Origin of the sequence: Pontibacter sp. 13R65 (genome assembly GCF_047525655.1) — a bacterium.
GTDB lineage: Bacteria > Bacteroidota > Bacteroidia > Cytophagales > Hymenobacteraceae > Pontibacter.
In genome coordinates this window covers 151859-177044 of the sequence record NZ_JBLIQL010000002.1, presented here as the reverse complement: position 1 = coordinate 177044, position 25186 = coordinate 151859, and the positions used below count along the sequence as shown (strand labels likewise).

The 25186-nt window shown below is 43.3% G+C and carries 15 protein-coding genes; 8 read left to right on the top strand and 7 right to left on the bottom strand.

Translation table 11 applies throughout. The annotated features are described in order from the left end of the window. Positions 1-489: 489 nt before the first annotated feature. Both ACMA1I_RS03280 and ACMA1I_RS03275 read right to left on the bottom strand, forming a co-directional pair. The gene (locus ACMA1I_RS03280; protein WP_337066829.1) at positions 490-2697 is read right to left on the bottom strand and encodes a catalase; all 2208 of its coding nucleotides are present in this window, start codon (positions 2695-2697) and stop codon (positions 490-492) included. 547 nt (positions 2698-3244) lie between these two features. After that, positions 3245-3796, bottom strand: a complete 552-nt coding sequence (locus tag ACMA1I_RS03275) for a 2'-5' RNA ligase family protein (RefSeq protein ID WP_337066828.1) — start codon at positions 3794-3796, stop codon at positions 3245-3247. 500 nt (positions 3797-4296) lie between these two features. Between ACMA1I_RS03275 and ACMA1I_RS03270 the strand changes: the two genes are divergently transcribed. From ACMA1I_RS03270 to ACMA1I_RS03250, 5 genes are all read left to right on the top strand, one after another. Further along, a complete protein-coding gene (locus ACMA1I_RS03270) occupies positions 4297-6225 on the top strand; it encodes an ABC-F family ATP-binding cassette domain-containing protein (RefSeq protein ID WP_337066827.1) in 1929 nt (642 codons plus the stop codon). Between the two features lie 479 nt (positions 6226-6704). Further along, positions 6705-7499: a hypothetical protein gene (locus tag ACMA1I_RS03265; RefSeq protein ID WP_337066826.1), complete on the top strand. Its 795-nt coding sequence runs from the start codon at positions 6705-6707 to the stop codon at positions 7497-7499. Positions 7500-7879: 380 nt separating this feature from the next. Further along, a complete protein-coding gene (locus ACMA1I_RS03260) occupies positions 7880-8848 on the top strand; it encodes a PAS domain-containing sensor histidine kinase (protein WP_337066825.1) in 969 nt (322 codons plus the stop codon). Between the two features lie 367 nt (positions 8849-9215). Next, entirely contained in the window at positions 9216-10868 is a 1653-nt protein-coding gene (gene glgP, locus ACMA1I_RS03255; protein WP_337066823.1) for an alpha-glucan family phosphorylase, read from the top strand. Between the two features lie 283 nt (positions 10869-11151). Next, positions 11152-11691, top strand: coding sequence for a YceI family protein (locus ACMA1I_RS03250; protein WP_337066822.1), 540 nt, complete (start codon positions 11152-11154; stop codon positions 11689-11691). A gap of 321 nt (positions 11692-12012) precedes the next feature. Here the strand turns inward: ACMA1I_RS03250 and ACMA1I_RS03245 are convergent, their stop codons facing one another. From ACMA1I_RS03245 to ACMA1I_RS03235, 3 genes are all read right to left on the bottom strand, one after another. After that, positions 12013-13080 (bottom strand): ferredoxin--NADP reductase, encoded by a 1068-nt coding sequence (locus ACMA1I_RS03245; protein ID WP_337066821.1) that lies wholly within the window; start codon positions 13078-13080, stop codon positions 12013-12015. Positions 13081-13319: 239 nt separating this feature from the next. Next, positions 13320-14213: a UTP--glucose-1-phosphate uridylyltransferase GalU gene (galU, locus tag ACMA1I_RS03240; RefSeq protein ID WP_337066820.1), complete on the bottom strand. Its 894-nt coding sequence runs from the start codon at positions 14211-14213 to the stop codon at positions 13320-13322. A 247-nt stretch (positions 14214-14460) separates the two neighbouring features. Then, entirely contained in the window at positions 14461-15456 is a 996-nt protein-coding gene (locus ACMA1I_RS03235) for a GHMP kinase (RefSeq protein WP_337066819.1), read from the bottom strand. A gap of 702 nt (positions 15457-16158) precedes the next feature. On the opposite strand from ACMA1I_RS03235, the gene ACMA1I_RS03230 reads away from it, so the two are divergent. Beyond that, entirely contained in the window at positions 16159-16752 is a 594-nt protein-coding gene (locus ACMA1I_RS03230) for a TetR/AcrR family transcriptional regulator (RefSeq protein WP_337066818.1), read from the top strand. 186 nt (positions 16753-16938) lie between these two features. Here the strand turns inward: ACMA1I_RS03230 and ACMA1I_RS03225 are convergent, their stop codons facing one another. Next, the gene (locus tag ACMA1I_RS03225) at positions 16939-17985 is read right to left on the bottom strand and encodes an FUSC family protein (protein ID WP_337066817.1); all 1047 of its coding nucleotides are present in this window, start codon (positions 17983-17985) and stop codon (positions 16939-16941) included. A gap of 436 nt (positions 17986-18421) precedes the next feature. On the opposite strand from ACMA1I_RS03225, the gene ACMA1I_RS03220 reads away from it, so the two are divergent. Next, positions 18422-19138: a 3-ketoacyl-ACP reductase gene (locus ACMA1I_RS03220; RefSeq protein WP_337066816.1), complete on the top strand. Its 717-nt coding sequence runs from the start codon at positions 18422-18424 to the stop codon at positions 19136-19138. A gap of 134 nt (positions 19139-19272) precedes the next feature. Here ACMA1I_RS03220 and ACMA1I_RS03215 read toward each other — a convergent pair whose 3' ends face one another. After that, positions 19273-23523: a T9SS type A sorting domain-containing protein gene (locus tag ACMA1I_RS03215; protein ID WP_337066815.1), complete on the bottom strand. Its 4251-nt coding sequence runs from the start codon at positions 23521-23523 to the stop codon at positions 19273-19275. A gap of 326 nt (positions 23524-23849) precedes the next feature. On the opposite strand from ACMA1I_RS03215, the gene ACMA1I_RS03210 reads away from it, so the two are divergent. Continuing rightward, positions 23850-25145: a sorbosone dehydrogenase family protein gene (locus ACMA1I_RS03210; protein WP_337066814.1), complete on the top strand. Its 1296-nt coding sequence runs from the start codon at positions 23850-23852 to the stop codon at positions 25143-25145. The last annotated feature ends 41 nt before the right edge of the window (positions 25146-25186 follow it).

Here is a 25186-nt window from a genome sequence, read left to right as displayed (position 1 = left end):
GATATTGCATTTAGCGGGAAAAGTCTGGTGAGCAGCAGGTGCAAAGCACAGGCTCATCTTCTGATGCTACATCCTAATCAAGTTGTATCGCTCTGACTTATTTAGGTTATAATTTGAAAGGATCTTGTGGGTGAGAGGCAAAAGCAGTGCTTAAAGGCATATTAGTTTGAGTTCGTACCCGTTGAACTTTTTCTTTGAAGGGACCCCTTCCCTTTAGAGGAAATTCTAAGTGAGTGCATTTGGAAAAATGGCTTGATTTTAAGACTCCTGTCACAACAGCTATTAGCAAGAATTGGCAGCTTTTGCTTATACAAATTATGCTAATGAAAAAAGCCTTCCAGAGGTTAAAAGGAGAATTTTAGCCTAGGGTTGTAATATATCTTCAGCTCAGTTAAACAATAAATGCCGCTATTAGAGCGGCATTTATTGTTTAGGTTTCATTCTCCTCCACTTGCTTACACCAGAAGGTAGATTTATTATTTGATAGCTTTAAGCTGGGACCATTGCTTTTTCTTCTCGTTCCCAGTGGCGATGTTTTTTAATGGCAGCTACAAAAGATGTGGCAAAGTCTTCTATAGAGGCTGCAGCGCGCGCAGTTACTACCCCTTTCTCTGACACAATGTCTGCCGTAGCTTCCTCTGCTACATGCACACCTGTTAAGCTTGTCGCATTTATCAAGTCTACTCCTTCGCGCGATGCACCAATGGTTTTGCAGTGCTTAAAGGCCTCGTTCAGGAAGTGCAACGCTTCGCCTTGTTTCTTCATGGCTTCTACACTCGCCATACCACCTGGCACATACACGGCATCAAACATAATAGATCCTGTAGTTACGTGGCTCTTATCTACCTCTATCTCCTCGCCACTAGTCGACTTCAGTTTCTTAAACACCTTTGAGACAATTTTGGCCTGAGCTCCTTCATTTTGCAAGGCCTGCTTTACCGCCATTACTTCATCGTAGTTAAAACCGTCTTCCAGCAGAATAGCTACTTTTCTGGTTTTGGCAGTTTCTTTTTTACCGATTTCCATGCTTACTGCCGGCGACTCTTTTACAGATTTGCCTTTGCTGATTTTACCGGCTGCTTTGTCGCTTTCATAATTACCAGTAGATTCCACTTCTATGTCTTGGCGTACTTCAATGCCAAGTCCTTCTGCGGCACGTTGGGCCAACTCCGGCGACACTTTGTAGAAGTTAGCTACCATTCGCTCCCGAATGGCAATTGTTTCTACTTTGCCCAACTCGAAATGAATAGCTTCCACCAAATGTTTTTTCTCGGGTTCCGTTATAGAATTCCAAAATAACGTAGCCTGTGAGAAATGATCTTTAAAGCTCTCGCTTCGCGCTCTTATTTTGTGGCCTTCTACTTTTTCCTGATGATGCACAAAAGCACCTTCTTCTTCGGTGGCCAATTTTGGATTACCTTCTCCTAAGGAGTTAGGCCAGTAGTTAACCTTGCCTTTATTTATGGTTTGGCGCATAAACCCGGCACCCTGCTGGTTGTGCACTGGCACCACTGGCCTGTTAATCGGTATCTCCGCAAAATTTGCGCTATTGAAGCGGTTCAGCTGAGTATCGACATAAGAGAAAAGCCGACCCTGTAGCAGTGGATCATTGGTGACATCTATGCCCGGTACCAGGTTGCCCGGGTGAAAAGCTACCTGCTCTGTTTCTGCAAAAAAGTTGTCTGGGTTCCGGTTCAGGGTCATTTTTCCGATTGGCCGTAGCGGTACCAGTTCTTCCGGAATTATTTTAGTTGAATCGAGCAGATCGAAATTGTATTTGAGTTCATCTTCTTCCGGCACCAGCTGCACAGCCAATTCGAATTCCACATGGTCGCCCATGTCTATGGCTTCCCAAAGGTCGCGGCGTAGCCAGTCAGGGTCTTTTCCGTTTAGTTTCTGTGCCTCGTCCCACACAAGAGAGTGGGTGCCTAGTAGCGGCCGCCAATGAAACTTAACAAAAGTAGCTTTTCCGGCAGCATTAATAAATCGGAATGTATGCACGCCAAAACCTTCCATCATCCGGAAGCTGCGTGGAATAGCCCTGTCAGACAGTACCCACAAGAGCATGTGTGTTGTTTCGGGCATCAGAGAGGCAAAGTCCCAGAAGGTATCGTGCGCTGCCGATGCCTGAGGCATTTCGTTGTCAGGCATCGGCTTAATGGCGTGCACCAGGTCAGGGAATTTAATGGAGTCATGTATAAAAAATACCGGGATATTATTTCCTACCAAGTCATAATTGCCTTCTTCTGTATAAAATTTGGTAGCAAAACCTCTTACATCTCGTACAGTATCGGCAGAACCTCTGGAACCAACAACGGTAGAAAATCGCACAAACACAGGGGTTTTTACATCAGGAGTGGTTAAGAATTTAGCCTTGGTAAACTCCTTCATGGAGTCGTCGTAAGGTTGGAAAAACCCATGTGCCCCAGATCCTCTGGCATGCACCACACGCTCCGGAATAGACTCATGATCTAAATGCGTCATTCTTTCCCGGAACAGAAAATCTTCCATCAGGGTTGGCCCCCTGGACCCGGCTTTTAAGGAATCGTCCACATGGTTTACCCGCACTCCCTGATCAGTGGTGAGGAATTGGTCTGTGGGATCTTCTCTGAATTCTTCTAACTGCTTATTTTTGCTGTTCTCATCTACGTTGCGCGAAGACATTTCGCCCTTGTTCTTTCGATCGTTATTGCTCATAGTTCTACTGAAATGATAATTTGATTGGTGGTTTGGGTTATTTCCGAATAGACTTGGTTTTAGAATTTACGGGTGAATTCTGTGTTCTGTTCAATATTAATCAAATTGAGGAGAGGCTGAACGAGTAGAGAGTTGAATTAAGGCAAGATAGTAGAATGCCACTGTTCTGTTGAAGAAGTGGGAAAAATCAAAAATGTAAGAGGTAAATAAGTAAGGAAGAACGAAGTTAGTGCTAATAGGAAGGCTGTAGGAAGAGGAGCAACTGAAGGTGCTGACAAACTTGTTTTTGTACTTATGGAATACTAATGCCCGTTCTACATTTATAGGTAGGGTGCGTTTAACTAATTATTGGAAAGCGATAGCTAAGAAAGACATAATTTTAGAACAGTGGTATGAGGGTAAATTATTCTAATGATTTTGCCCTTCCGGAGGCAAAAAGCAGAGTTAATATTCCTGGCAGATGAGTTCTCGGGGCGAGTGTGCTGAAGATGATACTAATCAGAAACTGATGTATATAGGAAATGGAATTTGTTGAGCAGGATTTTATTTAGGTAATCAACTCGCGTCTGCTAAACTGAAACTCATCTTCTTTAAGGTAGAAGTCACCACTCTTACGCATAATAGTGAGGTTGTCTAGAGAAATTTCCCAGTTAAAGTTATAGGTGTTCAGGAAATTGAGAACAGGTCCTAATAAGTCAGGAGTAGTATCGCCCAGGGCAAGAGAAATGTGAGGCAACCACATGTTGGGGTTGTAATAAACGCTCATTTCTACACTCATCTCGGCAATGTCGCGGTGGATGGTGCCATGAAACTGGTTTAAGCGGGGCGTACGTAGCACCGGCACGTATACTACAGGCGCCCCACCCGGAAAAATACCCAAGCCAGTGGTGCGAATAGTAAAAGTAGGAGTCTCAAGGCAAATACCCTCGAGGTACTCTTTTAACTCCTCTATGTCTGGAACTTCGGCTGTCAGGAGCGTTAGGTGAGGATATGGAGACATTTTTACACCCTTCAGCCCAAATTTCTTTTCCAACAGCTCCGTTAACTCTGTTACACGGTCAGAGTACACTTTGTCTAAAAGGGAGGTAATTGCTATCATGTGGTTTTAATAATTTTGGATTCCTGCCAAGCTTAAAGACCAGGTACTTCCGGAACAGGTACATGAAACGTGCCTTTCATCATATGGTTCTGCCGTGGGTAGAGTTCAATTTTATATTAAATCTTCGGCTGAAATAAGGAAGCGCTGTTTCTGAAAAAGCAATTTTAACCACTTTCTCGCAGAAATAAAAGCTTTGAAGGGGAGATGTCATTAAGGCCATAACTTAAAAGGCTGGCTTCTTATATGGAAGGTTCGCTCTAGCAAATTTTTAAGGGGCAGAGGTAGAAATAAAGCCAGCCATAATCCAAAATTTTTTCTTAGACTTTCACAGAAAATACATATTTACGGTAATTTTCCTAATCAGTTGCAGACACAACAGGAGTTAAGAGATAGCCTTATAATTGGTAAAAGAAGGCAAGAAAGCCAACATGGGGATGGGGACAGGAAAAATTTTTCTTAAAAAATTAAGTAACTTTACGGTTTAATTAGCTAGCAAGCACATGATCTCTATCAATAATTTAAACTTTCATTTTGGTAGCCGCCCGATGTATGAGGATGCCAACCTCCACATAAAACCTAAGGACAAAATCGGGCTGATAGGGCTAAACGGTACAGGAAAATCTACTTTGCTGCGCATTATAGTAGGGGAATACAAGCCAGATGGGGGCAGTATTCAGATGAGCAAGGAAACCACCATCGGCTTCCTGAACCAGGATCTGCTGAGCTATCAGACCCACGAGAGTATACTGTCGGTGGCCATGCAAGCCTTTGAAGAGGCTTTGTCGCTGCAGGCCGAGATTGATAAGATTCTAGTGGAATTCGAAAATAATTTCCACGATGACCTGGTAGACAGGTTAGCAAACCTGCAGGAGCGGTTCGAAACATTGGGTGGTTATACGATGCAAGCCAATGCCGAGGCCATTCTGGAAGGATTAGGTTTTTCTACTGAAGAACTACAGCAGCCACTGGCTTCTTTTTCGGGAGGCTGGCGCATGCGCGTAATGTTGGCCAAAATACTCCTGCAACAGCCCTCGCTGCTGTTACTCGATGAGCCTACCAACCACCTGGACTTACCTTCTATTAAATGGCTCGAAACTTACCTGGAGCGATACGAAGGTGCCGTAGTCATCGTGTCGCACGACCGCGAGTTTCTCGACAGGACAACCAACACCACTGTGGAGGTATCTAACAGTAAACTAAACGTGTATGCCGGCAACTACAGCTATTACGAAGAAGAAAAGGCTATGCGCAACGAAATTCAAAAAGGCGCATACGAAAACCAGCAGGCACAAATACGGCAGGCGGAACGCTTTATAGAGCGGTTCAAGGCCAAGGCCTCTAAGGCCAAGCAGGCACAAAGCCGAATGAAACAACTTGATCGCCTGGACCGCATAGAAGATGTGGCACCGGAGGCGGCTCGCGTTAATTTCAGCTTTAAGTTTGAGGTACAGCCGGGCAGGCACGTTCTGCGCTTGGAGCACATGAGCAAAAGCTATGGCGATAAAGTAATTTTCAAGGATACACACGTGCATGTGGAGCGTGGTGATAAAATTGCATTGGTAGGTGCTAACGGTAAAGGTAAATCTACGCTTTTGCGAATTATTGCTGGTACCGAGCCTATAAAAGGTAATCGCGAATTAGGACATAATGTTATCATGTCTTTCTATGCGCAGCACCAGTTAGAGTCGTTGCATGTGGAGAACGAGATCTTACAGGAACTGCAGCAGGCAGGATCAAAGAAAACAGAGGTAGAACTACGGACCTTACTGGGCTCCTTTCTGTTTACTGGCGAAACTGTTTTCAAAAAAATTAAAGTCTTGTCTGGAGGAGAGAAATCGCGGGTAGCATTAGCCAAAACGCTTATCTCTGAAGCAAACTTCCTGATGCTGGATGAACCAACTAACCACCTCGACATGATGTCTGTGAACATCCTGATTCAGGCGTTGGAGCAATATGAAGGTACTTTTATTGTAATATCGCACGATAGGTACTTTGTAGAGAATGTAGCAACCAAAATCTGGTACATAGACGATTATCAGCTAAAAGAGTACCCTGGTACCTACCATGAATATGAGGAGTGGATGGAAAGGCGTGAAAAGGAAGATAAAAAATTGGCAGCTGCCACACCGGCTCCCGTTAAAAAAGAAGAAAAGAAACAGCGAGATAATACCGAGTTTAACGCCTTGAACAGCCAGCTAAAGCAGGCAAATAGACAATTAAATGAAGTAGAGAAGCAAGTGCAGAAACTGGAGGGGGAGTTGGCTCAGTATGAATCGCAGTTGGCCGATCCGAAAATCTATGGCAATGTTAGCCTGCTTCAGGAGGCATCTCAGAAATTTGAGGCGGTGCAGAAAGAACTGGCAAGCACGAACCAAAAATGGGAGAAGCTGATGGAAGAAGTAGAGGAGCTGGAGTCAAGGCTTCGTTAATTAAAAATGATTCCTTTGTCATACAAAAGCCACCTGGAGTAAAGACTTCAGGTGGCTTTTGTATATTTATAAACTATACTGCCAAGTAGGGTAAAATTTATGGATATTTTTAATGATTGCAAACTTTTTATTAGTTTAAGAAACAGCTGCAGTTATTTAAAACCTTGAGTAAAGAATTGGTATTCCGCTTAACAAATTCTTAACATTACCACCAAAAACCTGTATTCGAATTATAACTTTTTATTTCTTCTTAGATTGAGATTAGGGTTTCTTTGTGGATAAAGCTATTCATTAATAAATTTTATATTGATGAATTTGTGAAATAATAGTCGGATTAAATTATTGATTATTAATGTTTTGGTTTATCTGTTAATATGAATATACAGGTCTTCTCATATAATTTTTAAGAAAAATGTTAATGAAAGCTTAACATTAGACGCAAAGTGTCGTTTAAAAATGTGTTACTAAAAATATCACATATGAAAGATTCTACAATCAGAAGCGAAGCAACCATATTAAACAAAATTGCATTTAACGAAGATGCTGTGGCTGTTAACGAGCCTGGTTTACAACAGAAATCAGCTATAAATGTAGGCATCAATACTTCAGCCATTGTTAAAACGCTTGCCGCAGTGGCTGCCTTATTAGTGGTACTGAGTACAATAGGCTCCTTTCTTTTGCACGTGGGAGGTTACGATTCTGCCTATGGATTTGTACCTAACTTCAATTTAGATACAGAAGGCAACGTACCATCTTATTTTTCTGCTTTAATTCTGCTTTTTTCAGGATTTTTATTTCGCATAATATCCCTGCATAAGAAAAAGGTTAACGACCCTTTTTCCAGACACTGGACTATTTTAGGGTTCCTGTTCATGTACTTAGCCTTTGATGAGGCTACTGGCACTCACGAACGAATGATCAACCCGCTCCGAGACACTTTTGAACTTACAGGCATTTTTTATTTCTCCTGGGTTATAGTTGGTTTAATATTCGTGGCAGGATTCGGTATTTACTTTCTGAAATTCTTCTTAGCCTTATCTACCAAATACAAAATCAGGTTTGCTGCAGCTGCTGCATTATTTATTGGTGGTGCATTAGGAGTAGAACTGATAGGAGGAGCTTATTCAAGTGCTTATGGCGAAGAGAACCTAACCTACGCTCTGATTACTACAGTAGAAGAAGGATTGGAAATGACCGGGATTGTTGTGCTTATATGGGCTCTTTTCAAGTACATAAAGTCTTACACCAATTCTACAGCACTAACTTTTAAATAAGAGCGAATACTTTCATTTAAAAAGCATTCCGATGGCAGGCGATTTAGCTTGCCATCGGAATGCTTTTTTTATAGAACCTTGTATAGAACAGGTATATCCTTCTTCTTTTGAAAAATATAGAAATGTGTTGTTATGGCCCCTAACAACTAAAGCCTAGGAAAACTGAAACGGTCATCATACCCACTTATTTATTTATAGAACTGTTACTATACTCTTGCGTAAGAAAAAACAGTTTACCTCAAGCAAAAGTCAATAGTATACCAATCAATTATAAACCAAACATGGATATTAGCATTCTTGAAAAGATTGGAAAATCCAGCCATAAGATTTTTTTCTGGTTTAACTTAGAAGATAATCAGTTTCTGTATTTAAATCGAGCTGTGGAAGAAATCTGGAAAGGAAGTCTCGAAGGCTACCTGAACAAACCAGAGCTATTGATGGAAATGGTTCATCCAGATGACGCGCCTTTATTATTAAATAAATATGAAAGACTGCTTCAGGGCCACGCCTGCAATTTTGAATTCAGGCTTTACTTCCCAGATTCATTTGACAAAAAGGTTCGGTTAGATGCCTATCCCATTATGGATGAGGGAGATCAAGTAACTGCCATAAGTGGTATGGTAGAAGATATTACGCTGCAGACTCAGTACCTGGACTACCTGATAGAATTTACACGCAAAAAGAACACAGCGCTCGAAATTGTATCGCATGACCTTAGAGGACCCTTGGCCATTGTAAGGAGCATTGCCGACTCTCTTGAAAAAGATCATCAGGAGCAGGTGTATGATGAAATTACTAACTATACACGTTTTATTAAGCAGGCTTGCGAATCGTGTGTGAACCTGATATCGGATGTGCTTAACGAAGAGCACCTGAAGTCGCACACTATCAATGTGAATTTTGATCGTGTGGAAATAGTACAGAAAGTGCGGGAGGTGATAGAACCTTACGCCTCCAGCGAAAGCATAAGTCAGACGTTTGAAGTAATTGCGCCTTCCAGAGCCTTTGCTATAATCGATATTGTGAAATTCGACCAGATTATGAATAATCTGATTGCCAATTCCATAAAGTTTACCAAACCTGATGGCAAAATTACTATCACCATTAAAGACGAAGCAAACCATGTGCTTGTGGCTCATCACGACGATGGAGTGGGCATTCCGGAAAAAGATCAACCTTATATTTTCGACAGATTTACAAAAGCTGCCCGAGAAGGACTTTCAGGAGAGAAATCTGTCGGCATTGGCTTATCTATAGTAAAAAACCTGGTTGATATTCAGGGAGGGCAAATCTGGTTCGAAAGCAAAGAAGGTAAGGGCACCACGTTTTTTATTTCGCTGCAGAAGTAAGCGTGGGAATAAAGTAATCAAAGGTAACTGAGCGGCCAGCAGCAGTGTGTCCTAACATTTAATGCGCTACAAAATAGACCCAGCTAATCCTACTAAATTATTTTAATTTCCCTAGTAAAATATTCAAAATTTATTATATTTACAAAGAGGCTTTCCACTACATTCTTATAAAAAAAAGCAGTAGAAACTACTTACTTTTCCCTAAAGACCTTCAGAAGGCATAATATCTAAGATTGAAATAAAGATCAAGTTCATTTAAGGTAATCAGGAGTAAAACTGCTGTTGCTACTCCATAGTACTATGTACAAAATTTAACCGAGCACCACCTAAAACCAATCTTGTTTAATTTACAAATTACAATAAGCTTATGACAAAGTACGATAGATGGTATCATCCTTATGACATTGATGAGAAATACAATAAGCGGGTAGCTTATTTTAGTATGGAATTTGGAATTCACCAGGCGCTAAAGACGTATTCTGGTGGGCTTGGTTTTCTGGCTGGTTCACACATGCGTAGCGCGCACGATCTAAGGCAGAACCTGATCGGAATAGGCATTCTCTGGAAGTTTGGCTATTACGACCAGATGCGTAACGAAGACCAGACCATGCGGGTTGTGTTTCAGAAAAAGTTCTACTCGTTTCTGGAAGACTCGGGTATTACGGTGAAGGTTGTAGTAAATGGCCATCCTGTGTTTGTAAAAGCCATGGTGCTGAAGCCTGAAACGTTTGGCACTGTTCCGATGTATTTCCTGACTACCGATATTCCCGAAAACGATTACCTGGCCCGTACCATTACCCATAAACTTTACGATGTAGAAACTAATGCCAGAATTTCCCAAAGCATTGTATTGGGCATAGGTGGTGCAAAGGTAGTGGATGCCCTGGGCGGGACTGATATTTACCACATGAACGAAGGGCATGCTTTGCCGCTGGCTTTTCACCTGCTCGACCAATTTAAAGGTGATGTAAAAGAACTGCAGAAGCGTATTGTATTTACTACGCACACTCCGGAAAAGGCAGGCAACGAAGAACATGATATACATTTGCTCAACAGAATGAGCTTTTTTGGAAATATTCCGTTGGAAGAAGCCCGCAAGCTGACAGGCATGCAGGGGGCTATGTTCAACCACACGCTGGCGGCACTACGGCTGTCGAAAATATCGAATGGAGTATCGCAGTTGCACGGCAAGGTGGCGCAGCACATGTGGTACGAAAACGAGGGCATTTGCGAAATAAAGGCCATTACTAATGCGCAGAACGTACCTTTCTGGATGGACAGTGTAATGATGCATGCCTGCAAGAATGATAACGACGAACTGCTGGCCCTGCGTAAGCGTCAAATGAAGATGACTCTGTTTGAAGTAGTAGCCGACCAAACAGGTAAGTTATTTGATCCTAACGTACTGACTATTGTATGGGCCAGAAGGTTTGCTGCATACAAAAGGGCAGATCTGCTTATGCGCGACATGAATCGCTTCTTTGATCTACTGAGCAAGGTAGATGAGCCGATTCAGGTTATATGGGCCGGTAAACCATATCCATACGATTACGGTGCTGTAGAAGTGTTTAATAAACTCGTTAATTTCTCTTACAAGCGCAACAACATGGCGGTGCTAACGGGGTACGAAATAGAACTCTCGCGCAAGCTAAAGCAAGGTTCTGATATATGGTTGAACACACCGCGCCGACCAAGAGAGGCATCTGGTACCAGTGGCATGACAGCAGCTATGAACGGGTCGATCAACTTTTCGGTACAGGATGGTTGGATACCGGAATTCGGGGAGCATGGCGAGAATAGCTTCCTGTTGCCTATAGTAGACACTTCTTTGCCCGACACCCTACAGGACGATGCTGATTATCTAAACATGATGAATGTGCTGGAGCAGGAGATTATACCAACCTACTACCGCAACAGGCCAAAATGGCTTAGTATTGTAAAGAAAAGTATGAACGATGTGGTGCCAATGTTCGATGCTAACCGTATGGCACATGAATATTACACAGAACTCTACAAGTAAGGGCTTTGCAAACAAAGGTCGCTTTCAACCAGAAAGCGGCCTTTTTCTTTAGATTATAGCTAGGGCATTCTAATTTGTTAAGTGGGCCTTTTTATCAGAAAAATGTGCACCATGTGCATTGCTAAAAATTGCTTCAAAATAATTCTCTGAACATAAATTGATGAACAGCTCTAATCTAAATTGTATGAAAAAAACCGTATTAAATAAATGTAGTTACATTGTTTGCGTATACCTGTTTTAGGTTAAACTATCAGGTAATTTTTATTTACTTAAAACTAAAACTATGGCAAAGACAAAATGGGTTGTAGACCCAGCGCACAGTGAAATTCAGTTTAAGGTAAAACACCTTATGATCACGACTGTTACTGGTTATTTCAGCACCTTTAACATTGAGGTGGAAACAGAAGGTGACGATTTTGAGAACGCAGATCGAATAGAATTTACAGCCGATGTAAATTCCATTAGCACGAACAACGAGCAGCGGGATACTCACTTAAAATCAGCAGATTTTTTTGATGCAGAAAACCACGGTCAGATCCGATTTGTTGGCAAGCAATATGAGAAAACAGACGAGGAATCGGCTAAACTTCACGGCGATCTTACTATAAGAGGTATTACGAAACCAGTTACTGTAAACGTAGTGTTTGCTGGCATAGTAGTGGATCCTTACGGACAAACAAAAGCTGGTTTTACGGTAAACGGTAAAATCAGCAGGAAAGAGTTTGGCCTGATGTGGAATGCTGTAACGGAGGCTGGAAGTGTAGTGGTAAGCGACGATATCAGGTTGCTTTGCGAGGTGCAACTTGTAAAACAAGAAGGATGATCCTGTGGCCCCGGCTCTTGGGCCGGGGCTCCTAATTATGCTGCGTCTCAGAACAATAGCAGCGATACAAGGCTGCTTCACCAGAAGTAGTAGTTCAGCCAATCTGATATAGATTTGCCCTTTAGCTTAAAATTGGATTTGAGGCTCCGGGAGGGCAAATACATTAGTATAATTTGAGCAATCTACGAGTTTGGCTTTTTTACTTAAGCCTGATTTCTCCAAATCCCTTTAAAATACTGAAGATCTCAGGTCTTTTGAAGTGTATTAAGCTATCAAAATCTCGCAATTTAATAGTTTGGTTTTGTCTTGTTTCAGAAGATTTTATAAAATTTCGAGTTCCACATCGCCTCTTACAGGATACCCTGTACAAGTTAAAACCAATCCTTTCGCCAGTTCTTTCTCTGTGAGTACCTCATTGTAAGACATCCAAACCTCACCGCGAACACACTTGGCCACGCAATTGCCACAGCGACCTGCCTCGCAACTGTAGGGTAGTGTTATACCTGCCTTTCGGGCAGCCTTTAAAATACTTTCCGGGTATTGCACCTGTAACTCGTGCCTGTTTTTGTTGAATAACAGGGCAACAGAATGAGGATCAGAGTCTGGCGGGCGAACTGGCGGAGGCGGTGTTTTGTCGAGGTTAAAACTTTCTTTTCTGATATTAGCATAGGGTACCCTTGCTTGCCTTAATGTATACTGGCACATGCGCATATAATTCAAAGGGCCGCAAATAAAAAACAGCACCTGTTCCAGCGGTTGGGTACCATACTGCCTTAGAAAGGTATGCAACAATTCCCGGTGCAGCCGTGCCCTTGTCAGGTCTTCGACATTACTGTATAGCAGCTCCAGTTGAAGCCTTTCCTGGTACTGATGCTTCAGTTGCAGCAGCTCATTGCGGAGTGCAGTGGCTTGTGGGCTGCTGTTGCTGTAAATTAACACAACCTGTAACATGGGGTGTGCCTGTAGCACCGTACGCAAAATAGAATAAACCGGCGTAATTCCACTTCCGGCGGCCAGCAGAAAAACTTGTCGATAAGAGCTCGTGTCTTCCGGCAGAGTAAAAAATCCGGCAGCACCTGTCGTGATCACTACATCACCCGGTTTAGCTTGGTCCACCAGTTTGCGTGAAAAAAAACCATTCTCAATTCGTTTCACTCCAATAGCCAGCGGTTCCTGAAAAGCCGGGCTGGAAAGAATAGAATAAGAACGTCTTATTTCTTTCCCCTGGAGTTTATGGATTAAGGTAAGGTACTGCCCCGCTCTATAGACCAGGTTCTGATGCTCCGCCTGCTCAAAATAAAAGGTCTTAAACCCTTTCACTTCTTCTTTTATGCGAGCAATTTTAAGATGAAAGTACGATCCGGCACTATCTGGTGGATTAGGAGGCATAGCACGAAAGTCAGTCTAGTTATTTATTGTGTTAATGTATCTTCTTTTACAGCTTTCTGACGGAGAATGGTTGCTTTCAGAGACGTTTGCCAGCTAAAATAATTGAATATAAGGTAATTTAAATGTTACCTGTTCAACATGCGAATACTCTTTTTCAAAATAAAAAAGATTTATGCTATATAAGTGGTAGGGGGGAATTGCACAAAAAAGGCGGCTGTAAGTTCAGCCGCCTTTAATCTTTATAACGATTTGTTTTTATCTAAGGTTGCCTGGTGAGAGGCTACTATTTCCTTCAGGAAGCTGAAGAACGGATTGGAGAATTCCTGGCGTTTCAGAGCAAATTCTACTGTTGTTTTCAGGAAATCAAGTTTGTTGCCAATGTCATATCGGGTTCCTTCAAAAGTGTGCGAATAGATTTTTTCGCGTTTCAGGAGGTTCTCCAGTGCATCGGTAAGCTGTATCTCGTTGTTTTTGCCTTTAGGAGTTTCTTCTATAGCCTTGAATATTTCTGGAGTTAAAATATAACGACCAGCAATAGCCAGGTTAGAAGGTGCCATTTCAATAGATGGTTTTTCTACGAAACGGTCTAGCTGTAGGATGGAGTCGCTAATTTTTTTGCCACCCACTATGCCATAACGGTCCACTTTGTCTGTCGGAACTGTTTCTACGGCAATGATAGAGGAGTGGTACTGGTCATACATATCCATGAGCTGCTGCGTTACCGGAATAACCGAATCCACAATGGTGTCGCCGAGCAGAACGGCAAAAGGCTCATCGCCCGTGTGCTGGCGCGCATAAGAAATAGCGTCGCCCAGACCTACAATTTCTTTCTGGCGGATAAAATAGATGTTGGCCATGTCGGAGAGTTTCCGCATTTCCTTATACAGCTCCTCATCTTTCTGTTGCAGGCGCTCCTCCAGCTCAAAATTACGATCGAAATGGTCTTCTATGGCTCTTTTGCCTTTTCCTGATATAATCAGAATATCTTCGATTCCAGAGTTTACCGCCTCCTGCACCACATATTGTATGGTTGGAGCATCGATAATAGGCAGCATTTCTTTTGGTTGCGCTTTAGTTGCAGGCAGAAAGCGGGTACCAAGACCAGCGGCAGGTATTACAGCTTTTTTTATCATTTCTATCGGGGGAAATAAATTATAATATTGTATTCAATATGGCTCGCAAAAGCGGGCTGTCATTTAATAGTAATAAAATTGGTACTCCTTTAAAGATATACCCAGAACTGGCTTATTGGTTTTAACAATAGATAAGAAGAGCCAAAGTATATAGCAACTTATCTTTCTTAGCTCTTTTAGCACAATTATTTAAATAAAATTGGCCTTCCAGAGGCTTTGAAAGCTGTTAAACCGTCAGGTACTGAGTCTACACAATGGTGGGCCGTATTACCCTGGCATTAATTCTCTTGAAGGCCGTTACCAGGTTATTCAGCATTTCGTTGCCATAGTAGATGCCAATAATGGATCCTCCGGAGCCTGTAAACTTAGCAGAAGCACCAAGCGAGCGCGCTGTTTTAACGAGCTCTTTGTTGCTGTCGCTGATGTTCATGATTTTGCAACGCAGCTCAAAGTTCTCATCCATGAGTTCGTGCAGGAGTTTGCGATCGCCATTTTGCAGAGCCTTTTTTCCTTGCTCTGCCAGGTCTGCTATAGATGCCAGAGTATTGATTACAAACTCTTCACCTTTGTCGTAACGGCTGCGCACGTTGTTTAGCACCGTGCCAGAAACTTTACCTAACTCTGTTTTATAAGCGATAAACAGGTTCGGAAGAAGGGCCGGATCAATTTCTTCGTAAATGCCATGTCCGTTTTTTTGGAGATATTCTTTCTCAAAGTCCATGTACACAACGCCTTCGTACACCTGTATTACCCTATCCTGTAGGCCAGCGGTAATTCCAAGCTCCTCGGCCTCCACTGATAACGCCAAGCTGGGGAACATAACCTTAGGAATATCTATTTTATAAAACTCCGATAAGGCTCTTAAGGTGGCAATAATAATGGCACTGGAACCGGATAAGCCTACCTGTCGCGGAATAGAAGCACTGTAGCGAGCTGTAAAGTTTCGGTTTGGCAGTGTAATGCCTTGCTTGGTGCAGAATTCGCAAAACTTTTTAATTGATGCTTTAACCAAAGGAACACCTCCATGATAACCTGTCAGTACGATCTGGTCGTGTAACTCATAAATGTTCTTAAACTGGTTGATGTCTTGTGCCTGTGGCTCAATTACCAGTTCCGGAGATTCATAAAGCAGAATGTGAGCACCAAAGTTTTTAACGATCAGTGAAATGGTTTTACCAAAATAACCATCCGAGGGGTTCCCAAGAATAGCTGCTCGGGCATAGGCACGGGATTCTATTATCATTATCGTTCGATTTTCCAGCTCTAAAGATGCTTCAGATAAAGATATATTAAAAGCTTTTAACGTTTAAAAATAAGAATTCACAATTTATATATAAAAAATAAGTAGCTGAAAAAGGATGAGTATTGATTTGTTCTGATAGGTAGCCCCTTAAACTATTGGTCTAAGGGGCTAAGTTCTTAAAAGGAAGAGCATAAGAAGGTGTAAAGAAGTAAACAGGGAAAATAGAATAGATAATCAGGTTGAATTTTTGAAAAAGATAAATTTGCCCTTTAAAAAAAAGGGGGTATTAATTAAAAATAAACTATTTTTGTGCCATGTGTTAGTTTTGTATGGGGGTGGTTGCTGAATTTTATTGTATTTAAAATATCTGTATCTAAATTTTTTAGATTTAAAGAGCAGAATAATCAAATTATAATTTTTCTATTCCAGCTAAGGTCATAGACTACTAAAGGAAGAAAAATAAGAAACGAACATGAGTTGGGAAGTAATAGGTAGCAGCTAACCCGGAATTTGTTAAAAAGGCCGTTTTTTTCATTAAAAGTGATAAAAATATGGTGCTTTCGTAGCAATTTACGTTATAACATTGCAAAACTTTTTTAATTTTGAATCACTATATAGAAGATTATCTAAATATTCCATCTATATTCTGATTTATTGATAATAAGCCGATTTAATAAATAAAAGGTATAACAACGATCTCAAATGTCTAAAAAATTTAAGAAAAGTAAGCGGGACGTCATTCTTGAAGAAGCAGCAAAATTGTTCAAGGAAAGAGGTTACGGTGGCACTTCTATGAGAGACCTAGCCGAAAAGGTAGGCATGGAAGCTCCAAGTATGTACAACCACATTCGCTCAAAGGATGAGATCCTGGAAATTATCTGTTTCCATATCGCCAATTCCTATGTATCGCAGCTTACACGCATCGAAGCCAGCGAAGATACATTTACAGATAAACTTAAAGCCCTCATCAAACTTCACATCAAAATGATGATCGAAGATGGTGCTGCTGTGTCTGTGGCTAACAACGACTGGAAGTTTCTGCCAGAAGATAAACTGAAGGAGTTTAAAGAAATCAGAAGAGGATACGAGAAAAGATTTGCTGCCATTCTGGAACAAGGTGTAGCTGCAGGTGAGTTTCACAACGTAAATATCTCTGTATCTCTCTTTACCATACTATCGGCTGTAAGATGGGTGGAGTTATGGTACCGTCCGAATCGCGGTGTGTCTGCCAAAGCGCTGGAAGAAACCATTATTACAATTCTGCTGAACGGCCTTTCGAAGCAGGACGAGGAGTAAAGCTAAACCAGCACCTGCTCCGAATTATAGCTCACTCGTATTCTGTTGGCTACTTAGCCAAAAATGATCGCGAAGGTTTTACCTTTTAAATTGTATCTGGAAGAACTGGCAACTATAATCTATGTCAGCTTTCTTTCAGAACAGTTTAAAGTTGGTATTATGCTAGGCTCCCTCAGTAAGCTCCTTTTATCTTTCCACTTCTTTCAGAATACGGCTTAAATCTGTCAGGATGCTACCCATGTCCCGGAGTACCATCAGCGAGCCTGCTTCTTTCAGATCTGCCAGGCAAAGTGTTTGCTGTGTCTTTGCCGTTTCTACCAGCGCATGTAGTTGTGCTGCTAAGGCTGCGGAAGGGGAGGCCACCATGCCACCAAATACAGGAATACAGGATGAGGTAGCGGCAATGGCATTAGCCAGATTCCCAAGGTGCGGAAAATCCTTTCTGAACGATTCAATAGTGCTAAGGTCTGCCAGCCCTCTGCGTATGCCCCTTATCTGCACCGTTATGTGCTCCAGATGACGAATCCCAATTGATAATCTGGCCAATCGGGTTCTTTTATGAACCAGAAAAGGATTGTATTTAAGGCTCTGCTCCGCCAGACGCAGCGTCTGGATGGTCTGTTCTGTTTGCACCACCAGTTCATCTACCACCGGCTTTCCAAGTTGTGAACTTTTTACCTCCTCTTTGAGTGACAGGGCCAACCAGTTCAGTGTTTGAGCAGATTTCTGACTTAGCCGCACGATAGCCTGCTCCACATCCGGTATGGCATTACGCGGAACAATAAGAGCGTTAATGGCAATGGCAACAGCCGAACCTACCACCGTTTCTATTATTCTGCCGGCAGCATATCCGTGGCTGTGCCCAAATGCCAGCACCAACAGCGAACTTACCCCCACCTGCGATACAATCTGTGGGTTCATGCGCAAGGCATTAGCCAATGCCATACCAATCAATATTACAAAAAAGATGGAATAGGCGCTAATGTTGAACCAATGCCCAATAAGCATACTCAGTACCACGCCCATAATGATACCCACAAGCCGATGAGAAGCTTTTTCCAGGGAGTCGACTACCGTTACCTGCACTGTTAGAACGGCTGCCAGAGGAGCAAAAAAGGGGTATTCGTCCTGCAGAAGCGAAGTGGCCAGAAACCAGGATATCGCTGCAGCTAGAGCAGTTTTGATTATCTGAGAGGTTAAGCCTGTCTTTTTTAGAATTTCTGCTCCTTTCATTATGATTGCTTCTTATATATCACAGCGTATTCATCCGGTGTTTTACTAGCCCCAGCCTATAAAGCTATGTTAACTGTGGCAAAATTATTCTAATGAAATTGCCCTTCCGGAGGTTTTTTGCTGTTGGATGCGCAAAGGTAAGAAGGACTTGGTTGCAGAAAAGTGAGAAAAGGTAATTTTCTGCAGTATTACGTTCAGAAGCCGCGCTACCTAAAACCTATGAAAACGCTGAGTAGCTGGTATTCTTGTTCCAAAATTATAACAGGGCGGAAGTAACGCCGTACTAAAGTTAAGGAACCTGAATATAGGGTTACCTAGTATTCGAGAAAATACTGCTGTACAACCTTAAGACAGGTGCAGGCAGATGTGGGTGTTCGCTTAAATTGTGGCGGTAAGACATTAAATCATTGTTGAATTAAATTTAATTAGATTATTTATGGAATCATTAGCTGGGAAGATTGCCCTGATTACAGGAGCCGGCAAGGGAATAGGTAAAGCTATGGCTATAGCACTGGCTAAAGAAGGGGTGAATATAGGCTTGCTGGCCCGCAACGAAAATCAATTGAAACAGGTGGCTGCCTCGCTGGAGGAATTAGGAGTGGAGACGAGTGTAGTGAAAGCTGATGTGGGCGATATGGCCGCAGTACAGGCCGCTATTGAGCAGGTGCAGCTGGACCTGGGACCGATTGATATTCTTATTAACAACGCAGGAATTGCCTCTTTTGGCAAGTTTTTGGAGCTAGGCCCACATGAGTGGGAAAAAATAATCAGGGTGAACCTAATGGGTGTGTACTACACTACACGTGCTGTACTTCCCAGCATGATCGAACGGAAGACGGGCGATATTATTAATATTTCTTCTACGGCTGGTCTTAGAGGTACAGCCCTTACCAGTGCCTATAGCGCCTCGAAGTTTGCGGTGATGGGGCTGTCGGAGTCGCTGATGCAAGAGGTGCGGAAACACAATATTCGGGTTAGCGCATGGACACCAAGCACCGTTGCAACAGAGCTGGCTTATGAAAACAAGCTGACAGATGGCAACCCAGACAAAGTTATGCAGCCCGAGGACCTGGCCGAGTTACTTATTGCGCAGCTTAAACTGAACAGAAGAATATTAATAAAAGAAGCCAGCCTCTGGTCTACGAACCCTTAAGGAATTATTATCTGGATAAAACAGTGCAATTTTTCTAATGAAAAAGGCCTTCCGGAGCTATTTTATCCGGAAGGCCTTTTAGGTTTCTGAGGAGTTTTAGCAACCTCTACCTGCCATTCTTATTAGATTGCCGATTATCGCACCTTTACAAACTTGGCTCTGGCTGCATGTGTTGCGGACCTGAGGGAGAGGACGTAGCTGCCATTAGGTAAGGTACTTACATCTAGTGGTAAAAGAGCAGCATTCTTTTGGAGGCTTTTTCTGATTATAGTCTGTCCCATCAAATCCGTAACCTCAAGTATATCGAACTCCTGATTTGGTTCCGGTTTAAGGTAAAGCATGTTAGAGGTTGGGTTAGGATAGATTTCCAAAGAAGCTTCATAAGCTGCCAACGGAACGGCTATAACGGTTGAGTAAGCGTATGCGCCGTCAAAGTCAATCTGCTTCAGGCGGTAGTACAATGTCTGGTGAGGAGGGTTTACATCTTCGAATGTATAGGTGGTAAGCTGACTTATATTTCCATGCCCACTTTCCTGGCCGACAGTAATATAGTCCTTGCCGTTGGAGCTCCTTTCAATTTCAAAATGCTTGTTGTTCTTTTCAAGCGCTGTTTGCCAGGTTAATTCTATTGTTTTGCCTGTTCGCTTTCCTTTGAAAGAGATCAATTCTACGGGCATACTTCTTAGCGACATTCCAGAGTTTGTACCCAAAACAAAATCACTGAAGGTATTAAATGGAATGGCGGAGGTGATGTACCCGGATGAGGCTGTTTCATCGCTTAGCGTACCACCCAGATCCAGCCATTCGTTGCCATTTGATTTCGCTATTTTCAGTTTCCAAGGTTCAGTTATTCCCTCGAAAGGTAACGTAACAAAGGCTTCTACCACATTTTTCGGATTATCTGACGTAATATTAAAGTGTCCATTTCCTACAATATCAGTTATGGTACCTGGCAGAATGCGCACTGAAGGCGCAGAAGGTGCGTACGCTGCATTATAGCCAGTAGGCACAGCAACAGCATGTTTGACTTTTAGACGCACTGGCTTAAATTCTTTGTCTTGCCCAAGAGGGAAATATAATTCGTCTTCTGTTCTTGCAGATACGATTTGCAAAGGACCCTGCACAAAGCTGTTGGTATTTCCTCCAGCCACTTTAGCGCTAGCGCTCAAGGTGAGTCTACTATCCATGCTGGTTACGATTCGGCCTCTAGAGAGCGTGAGGGTGCCATGCACCATAACCGGACCAGTTAAGATGAGCGCATTTTCTTCACCGTTAACGTGGAGTGAGTGATAATTACCTGTTGCCAGAGTTTGGTCGGTGCCGCTAAAAGTTGGGTTACCCAGCGCCATTTCATACGATGTAGCCACACGTAAACCTGAAACTGATAGGCGAGGAGCCAGACTAGCGGTCCCCTGCCGAAGGGCAATACTGTTAATGCTGGCTGTGGCATTGCCTGAGGCAGGTACTTCTGAAACTGACAAGCCTGTTTGCTCGTCCTCCTGATACAGATTTTTTGGATTAACATACAGCGTGGTGGTGCTGTGGCCAATTCCGTCGAAATCGAAACGAACAACAAGTAGCAAGGTTGTTCCTAGCGAATAATTTTCGGGTGCGTAAGCTGCCGTATTTGTGCTCCCGCTTATCCCAAAGTTGACGGTGTTGGGGGCAGTACCACTTTTTGCAAACACCCTGGCTCTAAACTGCGTGTTTATGTTGCCAAAGTGCAGAAAAAAATCTCCTGTAGCGGCTGCACTAGATACCTGCACCAAAAAGGAGGAGTAAACAGAGGTGTTTGGCGGAACTGCCTCAAAGGTTTTGTTAAGATCCTGCCCTGAGGTAGTTAAAGACGCAGCATGCCCAATACCGCTAGAGCCATAACTGGCGTACCTAAAAGCAGGAGCTGCTACCTTAATGGCATTTGTTTCGGCCCCACTATGTACCTGCCACCCATTGGCAGTAAGTGGAGTGCTGATAGGTACTTCGAAATTGTCTTCTAAAAGTAACTGGCCAGGCGCAGGTGCAGTAAGCTGTTCTGCTCCTGCTGGTAAGTCGCTCAAATAATGCTCGGCGTATGGCGAATCATTATCATTATATTCAAAAGCGGCAATAAAGTAACTAGTATTAGGTGCCAGTCCGGAGATGGTAGTTTCCCGGCCATTGCCGGTATATACAACAAATGTACCACTGCCTACCTGAGTTCCGTTTCCAAAAACAGCATTGGCCCTGTAAGTTACCCCATTTGTAGGAACAGTTTGGACTGGACTACCTGCCCGGACCATAACAAGCCGCTTAGATCCGTCTCCGCCGGCCATAGCCAAGGTAATGCGGTTGTAACTGGTATTGGTTATGGTGAGTTGTGCCGGTTCAGTTGGTCTAGAGGCAAGTTCAACGGCAGGAGTAGTAAAGGATTGGGTGGTGCCATAGGAGGTGCCGGCTCCGTTCGTGGCATAAGCTCGCACATAATAGGTAGTGGCTGGTACCAGGTTGTTTAATTGACTGGTAAACTTTCCGAGCCCTGTGCCATCTGTCGTGGTCGTGTGCGCAGACCAGTTAGCCGTCAGGTTGTTGTTGGTGGTGCCATATACAACACCTCTGGCTACTACTGGGGCATCGCCAGGTTTGGTGCTAACTTCTCCTCCTGTAATGGCGCTAACGGCCAGCACATTGGTAACAGGAGAGGAAGTGACAGCAGGCCGCTCAGAACCTGCTCCAACTAAACTGAATAGCTTATCAGCTGTACCGGCTGTGCTAATAATCATGTTGGTTTTGTAAGTTACAGCAGCTGTAGGCTCAAATCTGATTTGAACTGTAGTGCCCGCTACTGCCCCGTTTACAGCAGGAATGGTAAGGCTTTGAACAAAATTAGCAGTGCTACCCAGTCGAATTCGGAAACCTGTGTTAGGCGGTACTGTAAGAGTAAGATTATCGGTTAAATAATGTGCATTAACCTGCATGCTAAAAATAGGAAAGGAGGAAGGCAAATTCGTGTCGGCATATCCAAAATCATAAGATTCTGGTGTTGTAATAAGTACAGGTGCGGAGACACTAATTTTTACTGGCTGACTTAACCCAATTACATTACCGCAAATAGTAGTTGCCTGTGCCTTTAGAAAGTACACTCCTACTGGACCAAAATGAGCACTAGTTGGTGTATAAACAGCACCGCTTGCACCTGTTATAGGTGAATAGCCGCTTTCCGGGTTGGTGCTTTTCATCCAGATGATATGAGATGCTGCAGATGCGGTGGCGGTAAGAGCAGTACCGGAACCCGAAGTGGATATAATTTGATCATTGTCTGAACTTAAGGAAACCTGGTTTATAGCTGGTGAAGCATTTATGATAAAAGGAGCTGAATCAGGGCTGTTGCTGGCCGGGCTGGAAGAAATAACCCGCACCTTATAATTGCTGCTCTGTACTGCACTTGCCGGAATAGGCAGTATGACAGGCGATACACCGGGTACTGTGGCTATTGGGCTGTTAAAGCTCCCGTTGGCATCAGACAGTTGAGCCGTAAAAACATTGCTCCTATTAAAGGTGCCGGTAGTGTTAAATGAAACAGAAACGTTAGTGCCAGCACAAAATGGCGCATTGGGTTGAATCGTAGGAGTAGCTACAGTTGGAATCAGTTCATTCTCATGGTGGGCAGTAAGAAATATGTCGTCTACGCCTAATGCTTGAGCATTGGAGGTAATAGAGCCGCTGGTCACGGAGTAGTTCCAGGCCAGGTACAACTTCTCCTGCGTGGCAAGAGTGCGGGCTAACTTTTTCTCTACAATGGGTACTATTTGCAAAGGAGCGTTACCGGTTGTTCCGCTTCCTGCATTAGAAGGGTCGGATCCGGCAAAACTGGTTTTAAATTCATCGCCGGCTGGAATCCAGGTGCCTGGCTCACCTGTTGCAGAATAGAACAGTTGAATAGTAAAGCCTGCCGCGTTGGTGCCGTTTCGAAACTTCTCTATCTGGTAGCTTACCGTAAAATCTCTGATTTGAGAGTTGCCTGTATTCTGTAGTTCCACATAAAGGTTGACACTTCTGGAGTCGGTGCTGGAAGATAAACCCCCGATGGCTCTGTCTGATGCGTCTAATGTAGATCCGAAGTTATAGATGCCATGTACGGTCATGGCTGAGCTGCCAGCCTGTAGGGTGGTGGTACGCGCTGAACCATAGGAGCTCACAGTTCTTACTGCCGTGAGATTATCGGCACGCCAACCTGTAGGCAGAGCAGCAGTCGCGGAGGAGCCTATATCATTAAATCGTTGGGTTATGGTGGCGCCGGCTTCAATACTAACTTGAGCTTTTGTAGCAACTGGCTGAAGCAGGATTAAAAATAAAAGCAGCAACATAGGGCAGTTGCCAATAAGCCTAAACAGTACAATTTTTTTCACGAATTAAGGAAAGTAAAAATGAGATTTTAACCAGATTTTCATGTAAACTTCCTGAGGCTTCTGTTAGTTCATTTTATTTATATAAATATTTATGATACATATCATTATACTAGCTTGTTAGTCTTTTGAGGTAGGTTGAATTAGGGGAAACAGAGAAAGAGATGCCTGTTTCCTATGATTACAGATGGACGGCCTAATCTTGATGTCAAAAGTGTAAAAGCTGCAGTCTCCTATAAATATGAAGCATGAGTTTAAGGCAAACATATCAACCTGCTCACCTTGCCGTATAGATAATCTATCTTAAACAAACTCAATTACCAGTAACTATGAAAAACTTTTTTAATACAATACCTGTGTGGGGTATTGCAGCAGCACTAACCATAGCTGGTTGTAACACGGAGCAAAAACAACAAGAGGCCGGGGAGGGTAGTGCAGCACAAGGTAACGCCAAAACAATTGAAACGCCGGCTGGATTAGGCGTTGAATTACCTGCACCCGATACTACCCATAATGCAGAAAAGCGCAGTGAGGCCATTGGTTGGAAAGATGGCCGCATGCCTACTGCTCCTAATGGCTTTACGGTGAGTAAATTTGCCGATGGGCTTAAGCACCCCCGAAATATTTACGTGGCTCCCAACAACGATATCTTTGTAGCCGAATCGGACGATGAAGAGAAAAGTGCAAATCGCATCACGGTGTTCCGAGATACCAATCAGGATGGAAAACCAGATCAGCAGGAAGTGTTTATGTCGGATTTGAAACAGCCTTACGGCATGCTGATCATCAACAATTACTTTTATGTTGGTAACACCGATGGCATTGTACGCTACCCTTATAAGCCAGGTCAGAATAAAATCAGTGGGCAAGGCCAAAAGATACTGGAACTGCCTGCAGGTGGCTACAACCATCACTGGACCCGTAACATGATTGCCAATAAAGACAACTCCAAAATTTATGTCTCGGTAGGTTCTGCCAGCAATGTAGGCGAATACGGGATGGAGGAAGAAAAAAGGCGGGCTAATATTCTGGAGATTAACCCTGACGGTACCGGTGAACGTGTTTATGCCAGCGGCTTGCGAAACCCGGTAGGCATAGGCTGGGCTCCGGGTTCCAATGTACTCTGGACTGCCGTAAACGAAAGAGATTACCTGGGCGATGATCTGGTGCCGGATTACCTGACCAGTGTGCAGCCTGGAGCTTTTTACGGATGGCCTTACGCCTATTTCGGAGCAAACGAAGATCCGCGCATGAAGGGCAAAAGACCCGATCTGGTACAGAAAACTGTTGTTCCCGAGGTGCCTTTAGGCTCTCATACCTCATCGCTAGGGTTAGCCTTTTATACTGGACAAGCTTTCCCGGAAAAGTATCGGAATGGAGCTTTTATAGGGCAGCATGGCTCCTGGAACCGCAGCGAATTTTCAGGATATAAAGTAGTATTTGTTCCTTTTCAGAATGGCAAGCCATCAGGTCCTCCCGAAGATTTCCTGACCGGCTTTATTTCTGACGGTGACAAAGATGAAGTGTACGGAAGACCTGTAGGAGTTGCCGTTTTACAGGACGGTTCCATACTTGTGGCCGACGACGAAGCCAATACTATTTGGCGTGTGAGCGCCAGCAAATAAAGGAATACACTTCTTCATAGCATACAAGGCCAGCTCTCGCT